Here is a 21,509-nt window from a genome sequence, read left to right on the forward strand (position 1 = left end):
CATGGCTAACCTCTCCAAGGGAGTAAATGTTTATTTAATAAGGCTATACTAAGATAAATGAATGAATAGATAAAACAGTTTGTTTTTATTATTATAATCGGATTATCAAATCTAATAGCGTTAATCTTCTCTAGACCTTGCTTCATTTCAAAACTAAAAAAAACTGCAATCAAATAACAGTTAATAAAAACAATAAAAGCCCCTTCCGGGGCTTTTGAATTACATCATTCAAGAGGTAATACGTTGTTCAACTCTTAACACTCGCCCTTTCAAATGCTGTGATAAAAGAAATAAAATTGAGCTTAAAATTGCAGATAGAATGAGCATTGCAATAATAAAGATATTCACCCAGTCGCTCATCTGTTCAGCTTGATCCACTTGCTTTGAAACACTTTCCGCCATTGGGGTGAGCGTTTTTCCATAAAGTTGATGCTGGATGGTCCACAATTGTTCGGGCTTGAAGCCATACTCAATAAAATGGGGATCCGTTTTTTCCGCTTTAACCAAAGCCAGAACCTGTGGAATGGCGGCGTCTTTATCGACTGGTTTATGCAACAACGCGGCTTGCGCAAGTAAATAAGCCTTCACTGGCTCATCTAAATTGGTCTGCTGTAAATACTGTGCCAATTCACTTTGCTGAATATTTTTATCGTATTCAATCGCTTCGCTATAAGCATTATTTTTATCATCATTTAAATCGTATTGCAGAAAGGTTAAGCCTGACCACAACACAATAAAGGCAACCAGCCAGCCGACAAACTTCAAAATAAAAGACTGCAAACGCGTATAGAAGAAGCGTATTTTTTTCAAAAAATGAATGACAAAAAATGCCCCAACAAAAGAAATAAACAGCTTCAGAATCAGCCAGCCAAACCATGATAACAGATTAGTAAAATAGTCAGTATGCTGCCCGAGTTCAGCAAGGTTCGAATCTACACTCATCGGCATATGCATTTGTTTCAATTCGGTGGTAATACCAAAAAAACTATAGACAAAATCATGTTGTAGAAATAATGCCACAACTGAGGCAAGGAAAACGGTGCTGCTGGTAATACCCAACAACATTAAATTGCGTTGACGCTTTTTCAGCGCTACAACACCCGATTCAATCTGTTGCGGATTCACAGCATATTCATCTAAGGGAGGCAAACGGTTTCTCCTAAAATGCAGGCAATGAACTTAAGCGTATTCTTAAGATTTATTCACTCCACTGGTACTTGATTCTATAACCAAATGATTCAAATTTTCCTGCAAAGCACGTAAGCGTGTCGTGGCTTCAGCACGTTTTTGCATGCCTTCTTTCTGCACCTGAATCACATCGTTCACTGTTTTAATGAGGGTGTTTTGCACATGTTCAAGCGTTTCGATATCAATTACTGAACGCTGATTGGCTTTAGCGGTATCCACAGAGTTTTGATGCAACAAGTCTGCATTACGGCGCAACAGATCATTGGTTGCAGCATCAATACTATTGGCAAGTTGTACACTATTTTTCTGTTCATTCAGGGAAATGGCCAAACTGATCTGGTTTTTCCATGCCGGCAAAGTAATGTTTTTAATCGCATAAAACTTATCGACCAACATCAAATTATTGGACTGAATAATTCGAATCATCGGCAAGGTTTGCATCGCAGATTGTTGCAGGACCTGTAAATCACTGACCCGTTTTTCCAGATTATTGGCAAGATGATTCAGGTCATAAACCTTTTGTACCGATGCTTGATCTTGAGATTGGGTACTTAATGTTGTAATTTCCTGCTGGATTTCCTGCTCTTTCAATTTCCCGGCAGCAATATAAATACCCAATTGTTTATATTCATCCTGCACACCGTGGAACATCTTATCCAGAGTATCAATGCGACTTTTGAGGCCCGATTGTGAAGTTTCAATTTCTTTAACTAAAACATCAATTTGTTCTTTGGTGCTATTAAAATTCTGATCGAAACTTTGCTTGGCCCCTTTCATTTTACTGATCAAACTACCGAAAAACCCTGAACTCTTTTTCTTGTTTAAAATACTGCTGGTATTCAACTGCTGTGCAACTTGCACCACCTGATTTAACTTTTTCCCTGTGGCATCCAGATCTTTATTTTGCACAAGATTCAACAATTCATCAGTATAAGTCGATGTTTTTGTCGCAATATTTTTACCATATTCAGCAACTGCTGTATGACTCATTGCAGCCAGCTCTTTACGCGCATTCATCACTTCATTAAAGTCTGAATGCTGCAAACCCATTTCTTGTAAATTCAATTGCTGAAATTTTTGCTGAACCATATCAGTGTTCACTTCAGCAGGGAGATCTTTCTGTTCAAAATCAGTCATGCTTCACCTGAATATTCTGTTTAATGTGTAGGTTTCTGAAGGGATTTTCTTAAAGTTTGGATCAGATTCTCTCGGCTATTATCCAGCTTTTCCAATTCAATTGTCGAATTGCTTTGGTTGCTTTGTTTAACATGATATTGCCATGCAGGAATCAAGACTTGCTGCGCCTCTTTAAAACGATCCAGCAAGGTAAACGAGAGCTGTTGAGATAACTGCATTTGTGTAATTGCAATATCATTACTGGCTTGTAAGGTTTGCAGAGTATTAATTTTTTTCGATAATCTTTCTGAAAAATTGTCTAACGGATGCCGGTTCTTTACAAAATTAGGATATTCCACCAAGAATTCTTGCGCAGCCATAATATATTTTGCCATTTGCTCGCGATGTCCAAGCAACTGCTGAAAACGGGCTTGCGACTTTTGAATCTCGATTTGCAATTTTTGACTTAAATGATTGGCTCGATTGAGCAATTGATCCAAATTTTTATAATATTCAACCTGGCCCGAACCATATTCCAGGTCGATACCCAACCACCTTTGCAACGCATTAAACTTACGTGCTTTTAAATATTTTTTTGAATCTGCCAAGGATTGAATCAGCTGTTCAATCGTCGAACTGAGTTGCTGGGTGAGATGTGGATCAACACCACTTAATAACACCGACTGTGCTTGAATAAGTTGATCCGCATAATGATTCAGACGATATTGATCATTCAGCAAAGGCACTAAATCATTACGCTGAATGGAGAGAAGTTCAGCCCGATTCACCTCAATTTCAGCCAAAGGAACAAGAACATCTATCTGTGACATAATATTAGAAACTCAATAAAATCATTTTTATACTACGGCTTTTATAGAAAATATCATGTAGTGTTTTGCAATTTATAGATTATTTTTATATTAATTGAATCAAGATTTAAACAAATTTTTAATAGTATTCAATTTTACGAAATACCTAATTCATAGAGATGTATCGCCTGTTTTGTATAATTTCATGAAATACCTTCAAATCTAATATTTCATTAAGTCCAATCAGGTTTTTTGAGTAAAGAATTAAATACCGATTAAATAACAATCCGTCGGAAAAAAAATCTGCCCGATTCGATCAATTCTTTGACTATTAATGATTCCCTAACAAAAAAGCCCATCTTAATAGATGGGCTTTTTGGGGTTGACCTTTCAACAAATATTGGTAGGTATAAGCACTACCAAAAATATGTTCAATTTATTGTTTTTATTATATTTTTATAAATTATTCAATTCCGTGATACGCACAGTGATACAAATTAAAAACTATTAGAATGACTTTTATTCCGAGGGTTGGGATCAATGTATACATATATCCAATTGTTTTAACTGAACTTATTAAAAATAAAAAATTAAAAGGTACTCACCAAGGTACTCATTATTAAAAGTAAAAACTCTGCTATTACAAAAACTTGAATAAAAAAATAACTCTATAATCTTAATGGTTAAGCATAGACACCAACTTAATTGTCTCTACTTTAAATTCATCTAGATCATGAATGTCAGGGTTAGGTAGTCTAGGAAATAGTGCTTTTAACGCATATTCACTACTCAACCCTAACACATCCTCATCTAGCTTATAGACATGATAACTCAAATCAGAAGCAATCAGGGGCAATTGATCAAGCAAGTCCTCAATGCTCTCTGCACTGTAAAAATCCTCTTCTCCCTCTGAACTTCGAATTTTTCCACTTGTAACATGAGCATGGTAGTAAAGCGTATTATTTTCTATTTCTTCATCATCTATGGTGAGATTAACGAATAAGAAAGAATCATTATCTTCATATGCCACCCCTATCATGTATGCATTGAAATCACTTAAAGCATTATTTTTATCAAGTATATAGTCAAACGCATCTTTTAACTTCATTGTGTTTCCTTATCCAATCATATTGAATTATATGAATCTAAAAATCTTAATTTTTGATGGTGATAGCTTCTAAAGTATTGTAATTTAAAATCATAGTCTAGACTTTAAGGGGGTAATCATGGGCTTCATTGTAAAGCTATTAGAATCAGGAAATTATTTTATTGGTGATGAAGGAGAAATCATCACAACTTCCTCTAGAGAAGAAGCAATTTCTGAAGGGCAATTTGAGGAATATGAAGAAGCAAAAGAAACCGCTGAATATTGGTCTAAACAAATGGTACTAGGTGTAGATTACATCATTGAATCAGTCTAATAATCATGGAGTAAAGATGAAAGACGAAGAATTAAGACAACTTTATACAATTGAAGCATTCTTAGATTATGGTGATTTACCCAAAAATTTTCGTGAAGGTTGGTCTCCAAGTTTCGGATTACACTTCGAAGAAATGGGAATAGGTGAAAATGAAAAAGCTCATGCCTACATCAGCCTAAATGGAAAATTAAAAAAAACTAAGTGTGAATTCATTGAAAACAAACGCCTAGCCTTAAATTTCCGAAACCATATTGAACCAAAACTTAGAAAACGATATCCAAGTATAAATCTTAATTTAAGAACAGTTAAATCAAGCGAATTAGACTACAGGAGAAAGAAAGCTCTAGAGGAAGCAAAATTGAATAGTGTTAAGCTTATAGAATTATTAGAATAGAAATTATTAAAACTCTTTTTTACAACTCATAAAATTTAGGATACAGCAATGGCAATTAATACATCACTTGAAGGGAGATTGAGAAATACTACTCTGCCATACAATCAATGTTTAATGCCATTATTTGAAGCCGTAGTGAATTCAATACACTCTATAGATGAATGCACAAATAATATCGATCCTTCTATAAAAATCTATATTGATCGTAATATTCAAAGCACACTAGCACAAGACACTATAGTTGAAAACAATTCACCTATTTATGGTTTTACAATCATTGATAATGGGGTCGGATTCAATGAGGTTAATATGAACTCATTTGAAACTTTAGACAGTGAATATAAAGCAAAGAAAGGATGCCGAGGTGTAGGTCGTTTAATGTGGCTAAAAGCTTTCACTAATGTATCAGTCGAAAGTAATTTTATAGATTTAAAAAATGAAGCACAAAAGAGAAAATTCCACTTTAATAAGAAAAATGGAATTTATCTTTCATCAACTAGTGTAATAGAAAAAACAGAAGCTCTGTGTACAACCATTAAACTTGAAGATTTTATCGATAAATATGAAAAAAGATCACCTAAATCTTGCAGTGCAATCGCAAACCATATCCTAGAACATTGTTTGTGGTACTTTGTCAGAGAAGGTGGAGCTCCAAATATAACTATCTATGATCAAGATGAAACTATTAATTTAAATGAATTATTTGATACACAAATGTTTGAATCTGCCTGCCCAGAAAGTTTTGAAGTTTCGAGCATTAAATTTGAACTTCTACATATTAAATTGAAATCAAAAACTCGCCCCCCGTGTATTGCTTGGTGTGCTGCAGGACGAGTTGTTAAAGAAGAAAATCTGATAGGAAAAATTGCAGGTTTACATGGAAAAATTCAACACACAAATGGTGACTTTACATACTGTTGCTATCTAACATCTACATATCTTGATGATGTTGTCAGACCTGAACGAATAGACTTCAATCTCGATCAAGACGAAACCGATTTATACTCGAACGCTATAAATGAAGTTCAAATTCGTGAAACTGTATACTCGAAAATCACAGCTCATCTCAACGAGTTTTTAATTCAGTATAAAGAGTTAGGTCGTCAAAGAGTGCACAACTATGTTTCAACTAAAGCTCCTCGCTATAAATCAATTTTAAAATATATTCCGAACGAAGTTTTTTTTGTTAATCCAGAAATTTCTGACAAAGAATTAGATCTACTTTTACATAAATATTTGACTGATATTGAAAGCCAAATTCTTTCTCAAGGACATGATCTTATTGAAGATGTGGATAAACAAGAGAAAGATATTCAATCTCGAATTACTGATTATATGCAAAAGGTAGATGATATAAAGAAATCTGACCTAGCTGGTTATGTTTGCAACCGTAAAGTAGTTTTAGACATTCTTGAAAAAGCAATCCAACGGGGAGCCGATGGTAAGTATTCAAGAGAGGATTTAATCCACCAACTTATAATGCCTATGCGTCAAACTTCTGAAGATATTGGTTTAGATAAATGTAATCTATGGCTAATAGATGAGAGATTAGCATTCCATGATTATTTGGCTTCAGATAAAACATTGTCCTCAATGCCTATTACAGACTCAAATGAAAATAAAGAACCTGATCTTTGCGCATTGAATGTATATGACGAACCCCTTCTTATATCAGAAGGTAAAAAACTACCTTTAGCATCTTTAACAATTGTCGAAATTAAACGCCCTATGCGTAATGATGTTAAAAGTGGCGAAGATAAAGATCCTATAGAGCAAGTATTTGGTTATTTACGTCGTATAAGAAATGGAAAAGCTACTACTGCTACAGGAAGACCTATTCCTGACTCTAAAGATGTGCCAGGTTTTTGTTATGTAATCTGTGATTTGACACCAAGTATGAGTGACAGATGTAAAGAAATCCATGATCTTACTGAAACCTCCGACAAGCTAGGTTTTTTTGGTTATAAGAAAAATTTGAACTGCTATATTGAGGTTATTTCTTTTGATAGATTAGTTAATTCTGCTAAAGAGCGGAATAGAGCTTTCTTCGATAAACTAGGTTTACCATGCAATTAAATAATGATTTAAACAATATGCAAATCTACTGTGATGAATCAGGTTTTACAGGAAATAGGTTATTAGATGCAGATCAGCCAATTTTTACATTTGCATCTGTAGCGTCAAATGAAGAAGAAGCTCAATTTATTGTAGAAAAAATCATCAAGGATTATGGAATTCAAAATGGTGAAATTAAATCGGGAAATCTAGTAAAAAATCCGAAAGGTTTAAGAGCACTTGATGAGATCCTAGAAATCTTAGACGGAAGATATAAGATATGCATTTGTGACAAAAAATATACTATCGCTGGTAAATTCTTTGAATATATTTTTGAACCTGCTCTAGCAGCAAAAAATTCTATTTTTTATGGAATGAATTTTCACAGATTTATTACTGATTATCTTCATTTAAAATTAGTTACTCAAGATAAATCAGCTGAAGTTATTTTTGAAGAATTTTATAAGGTTATGAAAGAAGGAGTAGATACGCCTACAAAATCTTTATTTCAAATAATTAACAACCAATCAGATCTAGTTTTAGATCAAATTCAAAAGTTTGCTCATTATAATAAAGACTCCTTTTTATCTGAAATGGATGGTTATTTAGGAGAAGGTTCAGGAAAATGGATTCTAGATATCACAACTACATGCTTATTTAGTAGTTTAGGCAAATGGGGACAGAAAATTGATATATTGGATGTTTATTGTGATTCCTCAAAGCCATTAAATGCCAATCAAGAAATTTTTAATAGTATGGTTGGAAGAACTGAGAGAAAATCTCAAATTTATGAACAATTCAACCTAGAACAACCTCTTACCTTTAATTTAAAACAACCTATACAAATGGTAGATTCTAAAAGTTTGTACGGCATTCAATTAGCAGATGCTATTGCAGGTAGCTTTAACTATGCCTATAAAAATATTCAAGATGAAAAAAATCAGTTGGCACAAAAATGGATGAATAAAATTTTTCGAGACGAAAGTATTTTGGTAACTTTTTTAGGCGGTGATTATGAATATGCAAATATTGAAAAAGCTAGTGCCATGTTGAATTGGCTAACTCTAAATCATATAGTACAAAAGTGTGATAGAGGACTACCAATTTTAGATAATATTAGCAATGAAATCAGTTTTTTAAAGTATCAGATTTTATCCAATAGTCCTTCACATATAAAAGTTTTAGATATCTAAATTTATTATTAGATGAAGAACTAGTGTATTACATTATGTAACTATATCCCGAACTAATCCTTGAAATATAGTTACATATTAGATCAATAATTCCTTACTTCCCATTTAAACAGTATGTCATTTTGAAATATATCAAGTAATTGAATAAGTACATAAAAAGTAGAATTATGAGGTTTTACGATTGCAATCATATCTTTTCTCATCCTTGCTACATGACTCTCAAAACGGAATACCATTGGATCTGTAATATCCCCGAAATTTCGTACTCCTGATGCAATTCTAACCGAACCGTTCTCCCCTATTAGATCAACGCATCCATGGTTAATTTGCAAGGTAGTCCATCTTATATTAATGGTTCTAGTATCTTGCTGACTAAACTGTACTACAAGCTCTGTTCCGCTGTGTACTACAGGTACTCTTCTCTTATTTGACCCATAAATCTTATGAACATTACCAAAATCAAATGTTTCTTCTTCAACAGCTTCTCTTAACTTTCTATTAAAAAAACTCACACTAACATTGTTCTCTAATAGCTTTCTAAAACCTTGAGAATAGATTGTACCATTAGGGTCTAATACACCTATTACTACCTCTTTAACCCCTCTTCTTATTAAAAGATCAGCACAGGATTCTACTTCTTGACCTTCATGAAGAGATACACATGGCTCTAGTGTTGTATACACAATTGAATCTTTTACTTCTTCAGGAGTTAATTTTCTGATTGCTACACGTTCTGCATGTACACCTCTCACTTCTCCTCGATAACCAGAAGCTAAGATTTTACCATTTTTAGTTATTAATGCGCCTACTCTAGGAAACTCAGTACATTTTAGATGTTCTTCTATAGCCAGCTTCATTAAATCAGTTCTAGAATATGTTGCAGACATATAACCTTCTATAGACTCATACTTTATTAAAAACCTCTTATAGCACTATACCTAGAAAATAATTTCTTATCATCCTGAATTTTCTATCATTTAAGCTCTGGTAATAACTAAAAGATAGATTTATCATAATACTTAAAAGAATATAGGTATATGATAATGACTATTCGAATTTATGTAAGAGCTAGTACTAAAGATCAGGATGCCGAGCGTGCTTTAGATGACTTAAAATTGTTCTCAAAAAATTACAATGATCATGAACATGTGGAATACATAGAGAATGAATCAGGTACAAAACTAAATCGCCCTATCCTAAATAAACTATTAGAAGAATCTGATCACGGAGACATCTTGCTTGTTGAAAGTGTAGATCGTTTATCACGATTATCACAAAATGATTTTGAAATTCTGAAAAATCGTATTAAAGAAAAAGGTTTAAGATTAGTTGTGGCTGATTTACCTACAACACATATGAAATTTGATGAAGATCAAAGCATAACTAGCTCTATTTTAAATTTGATTAATAATATGTTGATTGATCTTCTTGCTACTATGGCACGACTTGACAATGAAAAACGTAGAGAACGTATCAAACAAGGTTTAGAAAGAAGTGGTTATATCCCAACAGGCAAAAAAGCAGACTTAACTAAACACCAAAGAATAAAAGAACTAAATATTAAAGGATTAACAAAAGAAGAAATTGCTAAAGCTGTTGGGTGTGGAATTGCAACAGTCTATAGAGTGTTAAAAAATAGTTAAAAAAAAGCGATACTCAAGGTATCGCTTTAAAATATTATATCTAATTAAAATTTATTTTTTGATTCCACCATGTTTCTATTGCAACGGCGTCAAAATATACTGGTGACTGCCTTTGATTTCCCTCTTTATATGGCTTAGGAAATAAAATATCACTTTTAATCAACTTATCTAGTTTATCACTCTTTATCGACAAAATATGGCATACTTCTTTTTTTGTTAGTCTTAATTTTTTCATTTTTATTATTCTCCCCAATATCTAAATTTTTCATAAAATGCATTTCCTTTATTACTGCATGTGTCGAATTATTCTTATTTTCTAGTTTGTTTTTATTATTGAATTTTTTATACATTTTTATACTTCTTAATTAAATCAATATCTATCCCGTACTCTGTATAAAATTTCATTCTTTTATTATGTATTGTCGATCTACTATAATAATCTTCTATACAACATCCCTCTATTAATAATGTATAAAATTTCCTGTCATTTTTATCTAAAATATCAAGAACTTTGTCTCTTTTATCTTGATCAGGTAAACGTAGTCTTGAAAATTTTTCCTTAAACAAATTATTTACATACCATTCGTTTCTCCATTGATATCCATATGATAACTGCCATTCTTTAAGTTGATCATTATGTACACTAGCCTCTGCTCTTATCATTCTTTCAGCTAATTCAAACAGCTTAGGATCAGTGCTAAATTTTTGTAATTTGTCTTTTAATTCAATCCCTTTATGGTAATAGCACATCGACCATCTTGTTTTACTTTTTTTACCAAAATATGCACCATTTGGATATTTCTCTTTAGCCTTATTTGGAAAGTAACCAATACGTTGAATGTGGTCTAAATATCTTAATGAACGATCCTTGTTTTCAAATATCAAATCTCTTTTAACATCAGCTTTATAAACTCTATAATCACCTTCAATAATTCTCTGAATTTGTGCTGATGTAGGATGAACTAAATTCATAGTTTGCAATACTTGTACAAACTCATAAACCAATTTAATTAAGTCTGTTTCACCAAGAATATTCTCATTTTTCAACCACTTATAAATATTACCACTTACATTAATACAACTACTACTTAATGATGTGATTTTAATATTTTTTCCATCTTCAGAGCTTAACCATTTTGGCTTATTTTTAAGCACAACATCATTATCTGAAATATTTTCTAATTCATTCAAATTTTTTAAATAATTTTTTGAATAAATATAAGTTCCATCTGAAAGTTTTTCTGCATCATGATCTACATATAAATTCACCTCAAGCATATCGATTTCAAAATTTTTCTCTAGCATAAATTCTCCTTTTGTTAAATTTTTTAATAAAAAATATTTAAGAAAACATTTATATAATAGAAATTAAAAAGGCAAAATAAACTACGTAAAAATTTTAAAAATAATTTTTCAAAAAAAACAGAAAATAAAATAATTTTTAGGATTATGAAAAAAATAAATTCATCAAAAATAGTTAGATGAAAAAAATTTTAAATATTTTTTTTAATTTATAAGTTATATTTTTTTAACTTTTGTACAAATGTGGTCTTAATATATAATATATCTTATTATAGCACTTTATTACTAAAAAATCAAATTCATACTAATGAGTTAAATAGCATATTTCTGCATTCTTTATAATATTCGTCATCAGTACAAACTAAACATCCATTCTCTTTCCACTTGGATTTTAAGTCGCTATTTTCACTTAGACAAATAACCTTTGGTATATCTTTTAACTTTTCCAGATCACCTATAATTTCATCCTTTGGTTGGTAAAATCCAAATCCATACCAATTTTTTTCTGCTAATTTAATAACTCGTAAATTTTCAGATTCTAGTTCTGCAACCAATACTTGTGGTTCAAACTCATTTATCTGATTTTCTAATTCTTCGCTGTCTTTAAGACTTAAGACCCTTAATCCAAATTCATTGGAGTCCTTATCTTTATAATATGATAGTAATTTCATTTTATACTATGCCCTCTATATAGTCTGCCCACCATTGCATAACTAACTTTCTTTCCTCGAGATGGTTACTTTTATCATATACAGCTTTAACACCTTTTTTCTTATGTGCTAAACATGCCTCAATCACTTGTTCTTTGTCACTGAATTGGTTATTAAGCGCCGTACTCGCTCTATGCCTAAATCCATGCATAGTTTGCTTTCCTGTGTAACCACAGCGTTTTAAGACGGTATTAAACGTCCCATCTGATACAGGCTCTTGATAAGTCCTACGACTAGGGAATAGATATGGTGATTCAGTTTTATATGTTTCTAACTCTTTCAAAAGTGTAATTGCCTGTTTAGGTAAAGGTATTGTATGTGCTATACCCCCTTTCATAACCTCAGCAGGTCTATTCCATAATTTCTTTTTAAAATCGAACTGCTCCCATGTGGCACAACGTAATTCAGTTGGTCTTGGGAAAAGTAAAATTGCTAGTTCAATGCCAATGACCATTACTCTACTTGGATAATTTCTTACTTTATTTATTAATTCGGGTAATTCATTAAGTTCGACATGGCTCATATTGCCCTGTGTAAACCGAGTAATATGCCTAGACATTCTTACTAATGGATTCTCCTCAATTAGTCCTTTGATATTTGCTAAATCATAAGCATTTGTACAATACGAAATTAACTTATCTACTTGATTATTAATTTTATTAAGAGTTCTTAGCCCTTGAAAAAAGTCAAACCATTCCTTCTTTTTAATTGTGATACATTCTCTATGTCCAAATTCATTTATCACATGTCTTTCAATTGAACTTTTAGCTTTAGAAAATGTTGTTTCACTCCATACACCTCTTTTAGTTTCTAACCAATCATTGATAATTACAGAAAAAGTTAAGTTATTTTTACTATCTACATGTTTTTTATAATGTTTACTAAATCTAACAATCTCACCATTAGATTCTTTCATTGCTAATTCAATGGCTTTTTTTCTAGCAAAGTGACCACTTACCTTAGGATAACTCCCCAAACCTTGAAAACCATCTTTTCCTAATTCATTTTTAGAACGATATTGCCAAGATTTGCTTCCATCTTTTTTTACAAAAAAATATAACTTACCATTATCATTGATCCTGTAATCAACATTTTCAGGCTCTAGATTAGCCAATGTCGTATCTGATAGTGGTTTCTTTTTTATTTCACTTCTTTTCATCTATTTTTGTATCACGAGTACGATTTATTTTTATGATACGTACTGTGATACAAAAATACCAGTCGTATATAGCGTTATACATCGTTATCAAACGCAATAAAAAAGCCTCAAAACATTGAATTTTGAGGCTTTTTTTTAGTATACAGTCATATTGCTTTATACTAATTCATAATTTTGGTAGGTATAAGCAGACTCGAACTGCTGACCTCTACGATGTCAACGTAGCGCTCTAACCAACTGAGCTATACACCTAAGTGCTGTGAATCATATTCATTTTTATTTTTTAAGACAAGTGCTTTCTTCTCTTTTTTAAAGCAGATGTACAAGTTTTCAGCATTTCCCTGAATTGTTTGATGTGAGAGCTATTTGGTGCTGCAGAAAATCGTTGTTGTTGGTAGTGCTCAGCTGCTTGCATAAATATCCTATGCTGATCTTGTTCAGTTGCCTTTGCTAATCGGTGCATCCAGGCAAAAAAGGTTTCAGCAGGCTGCTTACGTAAGGGTTCTTCGAGTTGCTTAGAGAACTGTTGAATCGCATGTTCATATGCAGAAGCGTACTGTCTATGACGATAATAAATCCACACGAAATAAACCATCACCACCAATAAAATGCTTGAGAGCAATATCAGTGTACTGGCATAAGCAGTTTTCAGACCTAATTTCGATAACCAGCTTTGCTGCTTTTCAGCATCGTATCCTATGACTTTGCTTTGCCACTGATAACTTGCATAATCACTCCATATTCGCAGGTTTTTCATCACTGTGAATTGGCGATACTTCCACTTCTGCTCTTTATTTCCTAAGATAGTTCGATCATTTTCAATATAATTTTGCATTCCCCCATCTATACGTTGCGGTGCAATAATTGCGGTTGGATCAATACGCTGCCATTTTCCATTTAAGTATACTTCTGTCCAAGCATGGGCATCAAGTTGACGAACTTCCCAACTTGCTCGATCCAATGCAAGTTGGCCGCCTTGATAACCGATAATAATACGTGCAGGAATCCCGACATATCGCATCAACATGGCGAAACTCGAAGCATAATGCTCACAAAACCCCTGCCGAGATTGAAACAGGAATTCATCAATACGGTTTTCACCCAATAAACCCGGCGTTAAGGTATATACAAAATCATTTTTCTTATACCACTGTAAAATATTACGGACATATTGATCTGGTAAATGTTCACTTTGCTGAAACATTTCCAGAGCAAATTGACGTGATTGTGCATCAAGTTGTTCAGGAATTTGAGTCGTGATTTTTTCCAGTAAATTTGCTTTGGATGATCCCTGTCCTTGCAGCTGTGCATCGCCTAACCAATGCAAATTAATAGGTTGATTTCGTGTTATGGAACGGATCGGGCTAATCCCCCAATCCTGCTTTAATTGGTATTGAGGGTCTTTTGGGATGGATTTTTCCAGCCCCATTATCCACATGACACGCGAATCTGCAGCTAAATATTGATAATCAAAACCCTGTTTTGTTTTTCTCGAAATCGTATTAGTCAATACGGGCTGTTGATTCACAAAACTACTGGTCCAAGTTCTACCATCATATTGGTCCAGAACCATTGCCCGCCAATAAAGCTCATTTCGGGAAGGTAGTTTATTGACATTGCCAATAATGCGAAAAGCCAAACTGCTTGATTGCGAAAGTTGGGCAATATCACCAGGTGACATGCTATCACTCATTCCAGTGACACCTCTTTGTTCTGGAATTGGAATATGCCACAGTGGCGGTAAACGCGGAAAAAAGATAAACAGCAAAATAAAAAAAGGCAAAGCCAAAATCAGGAATTTACCCACATGCTTAGCGTCGTTTTTTAATGTTGATGATTGATTTTTTGCTTGTTTAAATTCACTGGTTTGTAAACGATAAAGCCCGATCAGGCAACTGAATAAACACAGTATAATGACAATTGCCATCCAGATAGATTGGCTATATAAAAATGAACTTGCTCCGACAAACAAGGCAAAATTAAACAGGATAATGACATCGCGTTTAGTCTTGGTTTCCAAAGCTTTGGCAAACAAAAAAGTGGATAAAACAGCAACTCCTGCTTCTATCCCAATAAAACTCTGATATCTGAAATAAATGGTCGCCAATGCCAAAATTGTCAGGGCAAATGTCCAGATTTTGGATACTGCCTTGAACTCTTCTCTGAAACTAAAAAACAAACACAGAAGAATAAGGGCGAAAATTGCACTTAACAGAGCAGGATTAAAAAATACTTGTGCAATGAGTAATAATAACAAAGTGATTAAAATCGATGTTCTAACGTCAGCATGAATCATAATTTAAGCCTGCGCCAAAAGTTTTTTCGCCTGAAGCAACTGTTTTGCACCCACACCTATCGTTAATTCAGCTTGAGGTAGAAATACAGCATAGCTAAATTGCAGTTGCTCACATTGCTCAATCAGCCCCATCATCAAACTCAGTTTTTCTTCATGCTCGGTACTGGGCATAAGGGCATAACTGATTTCCACACTCGGTTGATCATTATGCTGTTCAAAGACCTTGATATATAAACCTTGCCCACGTGCCGCCTGCTTCCATGACACGGCTTGCAAGGTATCACCCAACTTGAAATTACGCAGTTCACGAAACTCATCCATATCCGGTTCAAAACTGTGCTGATGCTGTTTATTTTCTGCATTATAAAATTCAGCTTTAGGAGCTACCCACGAATATTCTTTTAAATAAAAATAGGTCCATGCACGAACCAGCCCAAAGGGATATACAGCATAAATTTGCACAGTCGGGTAATGAAACTTCCCTCGTTTATCCATAAAAAAAGACAAGGTAATTTTTTGCTTAAGTTCCGCAATCGAGACTTTTTCTAAATGCTGATCGGTTTTAATCCATAAATAACGCGATTGCTTTTGTCGTTGCTGAAAATGGAGGTGTAAATCAAGATTATCCCCTGCTTGCCCTATCTCATTCACTGAAATTTCAATGCTTAAATCATGTAATTGTTTAAAAGTGACATAAAAACTGATACATAAAATCGCACTAATCAGAAAGCAAAAACCCAAAATCAGGTTATTGGCATAATTGATCCCGGCAATAAAAGTAATCAAGATCAATACTAAATACAGATAGCCCTGCTGATAGATAAAAATCAAAATGTCTTTTTGCGAGAGCTGTTTTACTTTTTCAAATTGAAAGCGTTTTGCTAACCATTTTTGCCAAGGCTTGCTCAATTTGATCTTCCTTTAGCTAATATTGACTTGCTGCATCAACTGCAAGGTTTCTGCTTCACTTAATCCAATCCGATGTGAAACCACGGCAACAAACACCGCTTGAACATCATCTGGGGTTACATAACTACGCTGTTCAATAAAAGCATGTGCTTGTGCTGCTTTTTTCAAAGCCAATAGACCGCGAGTGGATAATCCATGACGACTTTTACGTGTTTCACTGGCCAAATCCAGCAGATAATCCAGCACCACCTCAGCAATATGAATCTGCGTGACGAGTTGTTGAATATCTAAAATTTCATACTCGTTAAAAACATGTTTCAGGGTTGAAATCAAGGTATAGCGGGAAGCCTGTTGTAGCAACAGTTTTTCTGCAGAACGTGATGGATAACCCAGTGACAAACGCATCAGGAATCGGTCAAGTTGAGATTCTGGCAAGCTATAAGTACCACTTTGAAACAGCGGGTTCTGCGTTGCAATCACCCAAAAAGGTTTCGGCAATTCATAACGAACCCCATCTACCGTCACCAACCCTTCTTCCATCGCTTCTAGTAACGCACTCTGGGTTTTTGGGCTACAGCGGTTAATTTCATCTGCCAACAATATTTGGGTGAAAATGGGACCGTGTTTAAACTCAAACTGATGCTGTTTTTGATTAAACATATTTACGCCAATCACATCACTGGCGAGCATGTCATTGGTAAATTGAATGCGCTGGAACTTCAGCCCTGCAATATGAGATAAGGCACTGGATAATGTCGTTTTACCCAATCCTGGTAAATCTTCAAACAATACATGTCCACCGGCTAACAAACTACTTAAAGCCAGTTTGGTCTGATGTTGTTTATCTAAAATGATGCTATTGATTTGATTCAAGAATGCCTGAATTTTTGTAGCATAAGATTTAACTTGATCATTCAGTTGTTGCTGTTCGTGTGTGAGTTCTTGTTTTTGAACCTTATTCGTACCCCAAATCACAGCTTATTCCCAATAAAAAACGGTGCATGATTAACATACACCGTTTTGTGATTTTTCCAAAGAAATCAGAAGATTTCTGACAAATACATATTCAGGCTAGCAAGGACATTTCTTCATTCCACCGCCCGCGCTTGGATAACGTACATCCACGCAGTGACGGTAAAATGTTTTGGCATCCATTGCGACCAAGTCTGGATGATTCTTTTTCATATGTTCCAAATAGGTCTGATAATCCGGCACACCGACCATCAGGCGAAAGCTTTGCTGTAGACGTTGCCAAATCATCTGAATAGTTTTAATCCCGTTCATCATCAAAAACTTTTTCGGTTGTGCCAACACAGTAAATTTAATGATCTTACCTAAAGCCAGTTTTTGGCGAATTTGATCTTTTAAACTCATTTCACCTCTCCTGCCACTTCATTTGGGCTAATCTCGTCACTGTAAATAGCCTCTGACTCATGCACACTTGGATTAGGATCTGCCAATGCACGACGAATCACACCAATGGCAGCAAACACCATCACAATCGCCACAATCATAAAGAAGCCGCATAGAATCGCATTGATTTGATTGGAGAATACAATCGTTTGCATTTCAGCAACGTCTTTGGCTGGTTTTAAAATTTCATTACGCGCAATTGCATCAGAGAAACGGTTGGCTTGTGCCAAGAAACCAATTTTTGGATTTTCATGGAAGATTTTTTGCCAGCCTGCCGTCATACAGGTAATAAACAAGAAAATGGTTGGAAAAATAGTGATCCAAACATATTTCTCTTTTTTCATTTTGAACAAGATGACAGTACCCAAAATCAGTGCCATTGCAGCAAGCATTTGGTTACCAATACCAAATAAAGGCCATAGGCTATTGATACCACCAAGTGGGTCAATCACACCTTGATAAACAAAGAACCCCCAACCTGCAACAGCCACTGCGGTTCCAACCAGGTTACCAAAGAAATTGTGTGATTGTTTCAACGCAGGAATCACGATACCGACAGTATCCTGAACCATGAAACGGCAAGCACGTGTACCCGCATCTACCGCAGTTAAAATGAATAGAGCTTCAAACAGGATCGCGAAGTGATACCAGAACGCCATCATGGAACGGTTGTTAAAAATTTCCGTAATAATGTGCGCCATACCAATCGCAAATGTTGGCGCACCACCCGTACGTGAAAGAATCGAGCTTTCACCGACTTCCTGAGCCAGTAAAGTCAATGCTTCAGGAGTGACCACAAAGCCTAAATTACGCACCGCTTCAGCAGCACTTTCTACTGTGGTACCTAATACGGCAGCGGGTGCATTAATTGCAAAGTAGACTCCTGGTTCAAGAATGGTGGCACAAATCATCGCCATGACAGCAACGAAAGATTCCATCAACATACCACCGTAACCAATTACACGAATATCGACTTCATTTTCAATGAGTTTCGGTGTTGTTCCTGAAGAAACCAAGGCATGGAAGCCGGAAATTGCACCACAGGCAATGGTAATGAACAAGAATGGGAACATTGAGCCTGCAAATACAGGACCCGTACCATCAATGAAATGCGTTACCGCAGGCATTTTCATTTCAGGTAATGCCACCATAATACCGACTGCAAGACCTGCAATCACACCAATCTTCAAGAAGGTAGAAAGATAGTCGCGTGGCGCAAGCAGCAACCAAACCGGCAAGACTGAAGCAACGAAACCGTAAACAATTAAACACCAAGTCAGTTGCGTACCAGACAGTGTAAAGATCGGTCCCCAATAAGGATCAGCTGCGACATTTCCACCGTAAACAATCGCCAGCATCATCAGCACAAAACCAATGATTGAAACCTCGGCAATTTTCCCTGGACGGATATAACGCATATATACGCCCATAAACAATGCAATTGGAATGGTTGCAGCAATACTGAACACACCCCATGGACTGTTGGTCAGCGCTTTCACGACTACCAATGCAAGTACTGCAAGAATGATGATCATAACGCCCAAGGCGCCTAGCATCACAATTATACCCGCAAAAGAACCTAGCTCCTGCTTGGCCATTTCACCGAGTGAACGCCCATCACGGCGGGTAGAGATAAACAGCACCAAAAAGTCCTGAACAGCACCCGCGAGGACCACACCCACCAATAGCCAAATGGTGCCAGGTAAATAACCCATCTGCGCTGCAAGAATAGGACCGACTAATGGTCCGGCACCTGCAATAGCTGCAAAGTGGTGACCAAACAGGACATATTTATTGGTGGGAACATAATCCAGACCATCGGCTAAACGATGCGCTGGTGTTAAGCGTCGGGCATTGAGTTCAAAGACTTTATTGGCAATAAATAAACTATAGAAGCGATAAGCAATGCTATATACACAGATGGCAGCCAGAACGAGCCAGACTGCATTAACATGTTCTCCTCTGCTGATTGCGAGTATCCCGAATGATACCGCGCCTAAAATCGCGACTAGAAGCCACACTATTTTTGAAGTTAGGGTTAACTTCGGTTGAATTGTTTCCATGTAAATCCCTCATATATCATGCATAAATCAGCGTTCATTTTTTATTGTTCGGTATACTGCTGTTCGTTCCTTTGCGACTCTACTCCTCACAATTATTTTTTCATCTAATACTTTGGCATAAAAAAAGGGATGATTTAAATCATCCCTTTCGATAATAGTCTATTTTAAAACCATTATGCACGTTCTAAATAGTCACCAGTACGGGTATCTACACGAACGCTTTCTTCTTGCTGTACGAATAATGGTACACGTACTACAGCACCAGTTTCCAGTTTGGCAGGCTTACCGCCACCGCCAGAAGTATCACCACGTACGCCTGGATCAGTTTCAACGATTTTCAATACAACGAAGTTTGGTGCACTTACTGACAATGGAACACCATTGAAAAGCATAATTGTACATTTTTCGTTTGAATCGTCTTTCAACCATTTGGCAGCATCGCCCATCGCAGTTTTGTCAGCTGTGATTTGTTCGAAGCTCACTGGATCCATGAAGTTCCAAAGTTCGCCATCGTTATAAAGGTAATCCATTTCAACTTCAACAATGTCAGCACCTTCCAGTGTTTCATTGGATTTGAATGTTTTTTCTAAAACTTTACCAGTTTTAAGATTACGTAATTTTACGCGGTTGAATGCTTGACCTTTACCAGGCTTCACATATTCATTTTCCATGATTGAACATGGGTTACCATCAAGCATAACCTTTAAGCCTTGCTTAAAGTCATTTGTAGAATAATTGGCCATGAAAGGCTCACTCCAAACTTACTAACTTAAATCTATTAATGCTAGACTAGCATTATTTTTTACATGCGGCATGATAAACTATTTATATCAAGAGCAAAACTGGCAATCTCAACTCAGTGACCTGATTACAGATCCTTTAGAGTTACTTGAGGCACTTCAGCTCTCGCCTGATCAATTATTATCAGGGGCAATTCTGGCTTCTGAACAATTTAAATTGCGTGTTCCTCGTGCATTCGTCGAAAAAATGAACATTGGTGACCCTCTTGATCCTCTTCTACTACAAGTCTTACCCCATCATCTGGAACTTGAAGAACATATCGGATTTGTGACAGACCCTTTAGGTGAAGAACAAGCCAATCAGCAACCAGGGGTATTACATAAATACAAATCGCGCTTTTTACTCACCTTAACAGGCGCTTGTGCGGTGCATTGTCGTTATTGTTTTCGTCGTCATTTCCCTTATCAGGAAAACCTGCCAAAAAATGAAGACTGGCTAAATATTAAAAGCTATATCGAAAGTCAACCCGATATCAATGAAGTCATTTTTAGTGGTGGAGACCCCCTGACTCTATCCAATCGAAAATTAAAACTCTGGATAGAACGCTTAGAATCGCTATCACAAATTAAATTTTTGAGAATTCATTCACGGGTTCCTATCGTAATCCCCAACCGTGTCGATGAAGAACTGGTTTCTCTATTAAAAAACAGTAGGCTACGAATTATTCTAGTGGTACACTCAAATCATGCGGCTGAGCTTGATGATTTTACGTGCGCTAAACTTTCAGTATTGGTTCAACAACAAATCACCGTGCTCAATCAGGCAGTTTTATTAAATGGGGTCAATAATTCTGCGCAGATTTTAGTGGATTTAAGTTACCGTCTGTTTGATGCAGGCGTGATGCCATACTATTTACATGTCTTAGATAAAGTAAAAGGTGCGCATCATTTTGACTTGAGTCCGGAGCAGATTAATCTTATATATAAAGATGTTTTAGAGAACCTTCCAGGATATTTGGTTCCTAAACTCGTTAGGGAAATAGCGGGCGAAAAAAATAAAACACCGCTTTTTGGAGTTTCAACTTTTTGAGTTAAATA

General features: G+C 35.3%; 21 protein-coding genes and 1 tRNA gene. 6 read left to right on the top strand and 16 right to left on the bottom strand.

All coding sequences use genetic code 11. The features are described 5' to 3' along the window. Positions 1–228: 228 nt before the first annotated feature. The 4 genes from ACP69Y_RS00005 to ACP69Y_RS00020 form a co-directional block, all read right to left on the bottom strand. Entirely contained in the window at positions 229–1,149 is a 921-nt protein-coding gene (locus ACP69Y_RS00005; protein ID WP_425915047.1) for a hypothetical protein, read from the bottom strand. A gap of 42 nt (positions 1,150–1,191) precedes the next feature. Continuing rightward, the gene (locus ACP69Y_RS00010) at positions 1,192–2,325 is read right to left on the bottom strand and encodes a toxic anion resistance protein (RefSeq protein ID WP_425915049.1); all 1,134 of its coding nucleotides are present in this window, start codon (positions 2,323–2,325) and stop codon (positions 1,192–1,194) included. A gap of 20 nt (positions 2,326–2,345) precedes the next feature. Next, a complete protein-coding gene (locus ACP69Y_RS00015) occupies positions 2,346–3,134 on the bottom strand; it encodes a tellurium resistance protein (protein WP_425915051.1) in 789 nt (262 codons plus the stop codon). 655 nt (positions 3,135–3,789) lie between these two features. After that, positions 3,790–4,221 (bottom strand): hypothetical protein, encoded by a 432-nt coding sequence (locus tag ACP69Y_RS00020; protein ID WP_425915053.1) that lies wholly within the window; start codon positions 4,219–4,221, stop codon positions 3,790–3,792. 118 nt (positions 4,222–4,339) lie between these two features. Between ACP69Y_RS00020 and ACP69Y_RS00025 the strand changes: the two genes are divergently transcribed. Genes ACP69Y_RS00025 through ACP69Y_RS00040 form a run of 4 tightly spaced genes read left to right on the top strand, consistent with a single transcriptional unit; the run spans position 4,340 to position 8,176 of the window. Beyond that, on the top strand, positions 4,340–4,534 hold the full coding sequence (locus ACP69Y_RS00025) for a hypothetical protein (protein WP_425915054.1): 195 nt from the start codon (positions 4,340–4,342) through the stop codon (positions 4,532–4,534). Between the two features lie 16 nt (positions 4,535–4,550). Further along, positions 4,551–4,928 (top strand): hypothetical protein, encoded by a 378-nt coding sequence (locus ACP69Y_RS00030; protein ID WP_425915056.1) that lies wholly within the window; start codon positions 4,551–4,553, stop codon positions 4,926–4,928. A 48-nt stretch (positions 4,929–4,976) separates the two neighbouring features. Further along, positions 4,977–7,004 carry an ATP-binding protein gene (locus tag ACP69Y_RS00035; RefSeq protein WP_425915058.1) on the top strand — a complete coding sequence of 676 codons (2,028 nt, stop codon included), beginning with the start codon at positions 4,977–4,979 and terminating at the stop codon, positions 7,002–7,004. Next, a complete protein-coding gene (locus ACP69Y_RS00040; RefSeq protein ID WP_425915060.1) occupies positions 6,995–8,176 on the top strand; it encodes a DUF3800 domain-containing protein in 1,182 nt (393 codons plus the stop codon). Before ACP69Y_RS00035 ends, ACP69Y_RS00040 begins: the two co-directional genes overlap by 10 nt. An 83-nt stretch (positions 8,177–8,259) precedes the next feature. Here the strand turns inward: ACP69Y_RS00040 and ACP69Y_RS00045 are convergent, their stop codons facing one another. Then, a complete protein-coding gene (locus ACP69Y_RS00045; RefSeq protein ID WP_425915062.1) occupies positions 8,260–9,063 on the bottom strand; it encodes a CMP deaminase in 804 nt (267 codons plus the stop codon). A 156-nt stretch (positions 9,064–9,219) separates the two neighbouring features. Between ACP69Y_RS00045 and ACP69Y_RS00050 the strand changes: the two genes are divergently transcribed. Then, positions 9,220–9,819 (top strand): recombinase family protein, encoded by a 600-nt coding sequence (locus ACP69Y_RS00050; protein ID WP_425915064.1) that lies wholly within the window; start codon positions 9,220–9,222, stop codon positions 9,817–9,819. 40 nt (positions 9,820–9,859) lie between these two features. On the opposite strand, the gene ACP69Y_RS00055 is transcribed toward ACP69Y_RS00050, so the two are convergent. The 11 genes from ACP69Y_RS00055 to efp form a co-directional block, all read right to left on the bottom strand. Beyond that, positions 9,860–10,054, bottom strand: coding sequence for a helix-turn-helix transcriptional regulator (locus tag ACP69Y_RS00055; RefSeq protein WP_262772516.1), 195 nt, complete (start codon positions 10,052–10,054; stop codon positions 9,860–9,862). Positions 10,055–10,161: 107 nt separating this feature from the next. After that, positions 10,162–11,124, bottom strand: a complete 963-nt coding sequence (locus ACP69Y_RS00060) for a phage/plasmid replication protein, II/X family (RefSeq protein ID WP_425915066.1) — start codon at positions 11,122–11,124, stop codon at positions 10,162–10,164. Between the two features lie 296 nt (positions 11,125–11,420). After that, complete coding sequence (locus ACP69Y_RS00065; RefSeq protein WP_425915068.1) at positions 11,421–11,792, bottom strand: hypothetical protein; 372 nt, start codon at positions 11,790–11,792, stop codon at positions 11,421–11,423. A 1-nt stretch (position 11,793) separates the two neighbouring features. Then, positions 11,794–12,990: a tyrosine-type recombinase/integrase gene (locus tag ACP69Y_RS00070; RefSeq protein ID WP_425915070.1), complete on the bottom strand. Its 1,197-nt coding sequence runs from the start codon at positions 12,988–12,990 to the stop codon at positions 11,794–11,796. Between the two features lie 175 nt (positions 12,991–13,165). Continuing rightward, a tRNA-Val gene (locus ACP69Y_RS00075) sits at positions 13,166–13,242 on the bottom strand. 31 nt (positions 13,243–13,273) lie between these two features. Then, positions 13,274–15,286, bottom strand: coding sequence for a transglutaminaseTgpA domain-containing protein (locus ACP69Y_RS00080; protein WP_425915072.1), 2,013 nt, complete (start codon positions 15,284–15,286; stop codon positions 13,274–13,276). 3 nt (positions 15,287–15,289) lie between these two features. After that, positions 15,290–16,195, bottom strand: coding sequence for a DUF58 domain-containing protein (locus tag ACP69Y_RS00085; RefSeq protein ID WP_425915074.1), 906 nt, complete (start codon positions 16,193–16,195; stop codon positions 15,290–15,292). Between the two features lie 12 nt (positions 16,196–16,207). Next, positions 16,208–17,113 carry an AAA family ATPase gene (locus ACP69Y_RS00090; protein WP_425916028.1) on the bottom strand — a complete coding sequence of 302 codons (906 nt, stop codon included), beginning with the start codon at positions 17,111–17,113 and terminating at the stop codon, positions 16,208–16,210. 153 nt (positions 17,114–17,266) lie between these two features. After that, entirely contained in the window at positions 17,267–17,569 is a 303-nt protein-coding gene (locus tag ACP69Y_RS00095) for a YbdD/YjiX family protein (RefSeq protein ID WP_425915076.1), read from the bottom strand. After that, entirely contained in the window at positions 17,566–19,671 is a 2,106-nt protein-coding gene (locus ACP69Y_RS00100) for a carbon starvation CstA family protein (protein WP_425915078.1), read from the bottom strand. The genes ACP69Y_RS00095 and ACP69Y_RS00100 overlap by 4 nt, the downstream gene beginning before the upstream one ends. Positions 19,672–19,844: 173 nt before the next feature. Beyond that, positions 19,845–20,414, bottom strand: a complete 570-nt coding sequence (gene efp, locus ACP69Y_RS00105) for an elongation factor P (protein WP_086194499.1) — start codon at positions 20,412–20,414, stop codon at positions 19,845–19,847. A 70-nt stretch (positions 20,415–20,484) separates the two neighbouring features. Here efp and epmB point away from each other — a divergent pair, with 70 nt between their 5' ends. Beyond that, positions 20,485–21,501 (top strand): EF-P beta-lysylation protein EpmB, encoded by a 1,017-nt coding sequence (gene epmB, locus ACP69Y_RS00110; protein WP_425915081.1) that lies wholly within the window; start codon positions 20,485–20,487, stop codon positions 21,499–21,501. The last annotated feature ends 8 nt before the right edge of the window (positions 21,502–21,509 follow it).

Origin of the sequence: Acinetobacter sp. TSRC1-2, from assembly GCF_049895885.1 — a bacterium.
In the GTDB taxonomy this organism is placed as follows: domain Bacteria; phylum Pseudomonadota; class Gammaproteobacteria; order Pseudomonadales; family Moraxellaceae; genus Acinetobacter.

Excerpts from the sequence above, each read along its gene's own strand:
- ACP69Y_RS00040 (WP_425915060.1), top strand. The coding sequence starts at position 6,995 with ATGCAATTAAATAATGATTTAAACAATATGCAAATCTACTGTGATGAA.
- ACP69Y_RS00065 (WP_425915068.1), bottom strand. The coding sequence starts at position 11,792 with ATGAAATTACTATCATATTATAAAGATAAGGACTCCAATGAATTTGGA.
- ACP69Y_RS00035 (WP_425915058.1), top strand. The coding sequence starts at position 4,977 with ATGGCAATTAATACATCACTTGAAGGGAGATTGAGAAATACTACTCTG.
- ACP69Y_RS00080 (WP_425915072.1), bottom strand. The coding sequence starts at position 15,286 with ATGATTCATGCTGACGTTAGAACATCGATTTTAATCACTTTGTTATTA.
- ACP69Y_RS00055 (WP_262772516.1), bottom strand. The coding sequence starts at position 10,054 with ATGAAAAAATTAAGACTAACAAAAAAAGAAGTATGCCATATTTTGTCG.
- ACP69Y_RS00025 (WP_425915054.1), top strand. The coding sequence starts at position 4,340 with ATGGGCTTCATTGTAAAGCTATTAGAATCAGGAAATTATTTTATTGGT.
- efp (WP_086194499.1), bottom strand. The coding sequence starts at position 20,414 with ATGGCCAATTATTCTACAAATGACTTTAAGCAAGGCTTAAAGGTTATG.
- ACP69Y_RS00010 (WP_425915049.1), bottom strand. The coding sequence starts at position 2,325 with ATGACTGATTTTGAACAGAAAGATCTCCCTGCTGAAGTGAACACTGAT.
- ACP69Y_RS00015 (WP_425915051.1), bottom strand. The coding sequence starts at position 3,134 with ATGTCACAGATAGATGTTCTTGTTCCTTTGGCTGAAATTGAGGTGAAT.
- ACP69Y_RS00045 (WP_425915062.1), bottom strand. The coding sequence starts at position 9,063 with ATGTCTGCAACATATTCTAGAACTGATTTAATGAAGCTGGCTATAGAA.
- ACP69Y_RS00060 (WP_425915066.1), bottom strand. The coding sequence starts at position 11,124 with ATGCTAGAGAAAAATTTTGAAATCGATATGCTTGAGGTGAATTTATAT.
- ACP69Y_RS00070 (WP_425915070.1), bottom strand. The coding sequence starts at position 12,990 with ATGAAAAGAAGTGAAATAAAAAAGAAACCACTATCAGATACGACATTG.
- ACP69Y_RS00050 (WP_425915064.1), top strand. The coding sequence starts at position 9,220 with ATGACTATTCGAATTTATGTAAGAGCTAGTACTAAAGATCAGGATGCC.
- ACP69Y_RS00030 (WP_425915056.1), top strand. The coding sequence starts at position 4,551 with ATGAAAGACGAAGAATTAAGACAACTTTATACAATTGAAGCATTCTTA.
- ACP69Y_RS00100 (WP_425915078.1), bottom strand. The coding sequence starts at position 19,671 with ATGGAAACAATTCAACCGAAGTTAACCCTAACTTCAAAAATAGTGTGG.
- epmB (WP_425915081.1), top strand. The coding sequence starts at position 20,485 with ATGATAAACTATTTATATCAAGAGCAAAACTGGCAATCTCAACTCAGT.
- ACP69Y_RS00095 (WP_425915076.1), bottom strand. The coding sequence starts at position 17,569 with ATGAGTTTAAAAGATCAAATTCGCCAAAAACTGGCTTTAGGTAAGATC.
- ACP69Y_RS00020 (WP_425915053.1), bottom strand. The coding sequence starts at position 4,221 with ATGAAGTTAAAAGATGCGTTTGACTATATACTTGATAAAAATAATGCT.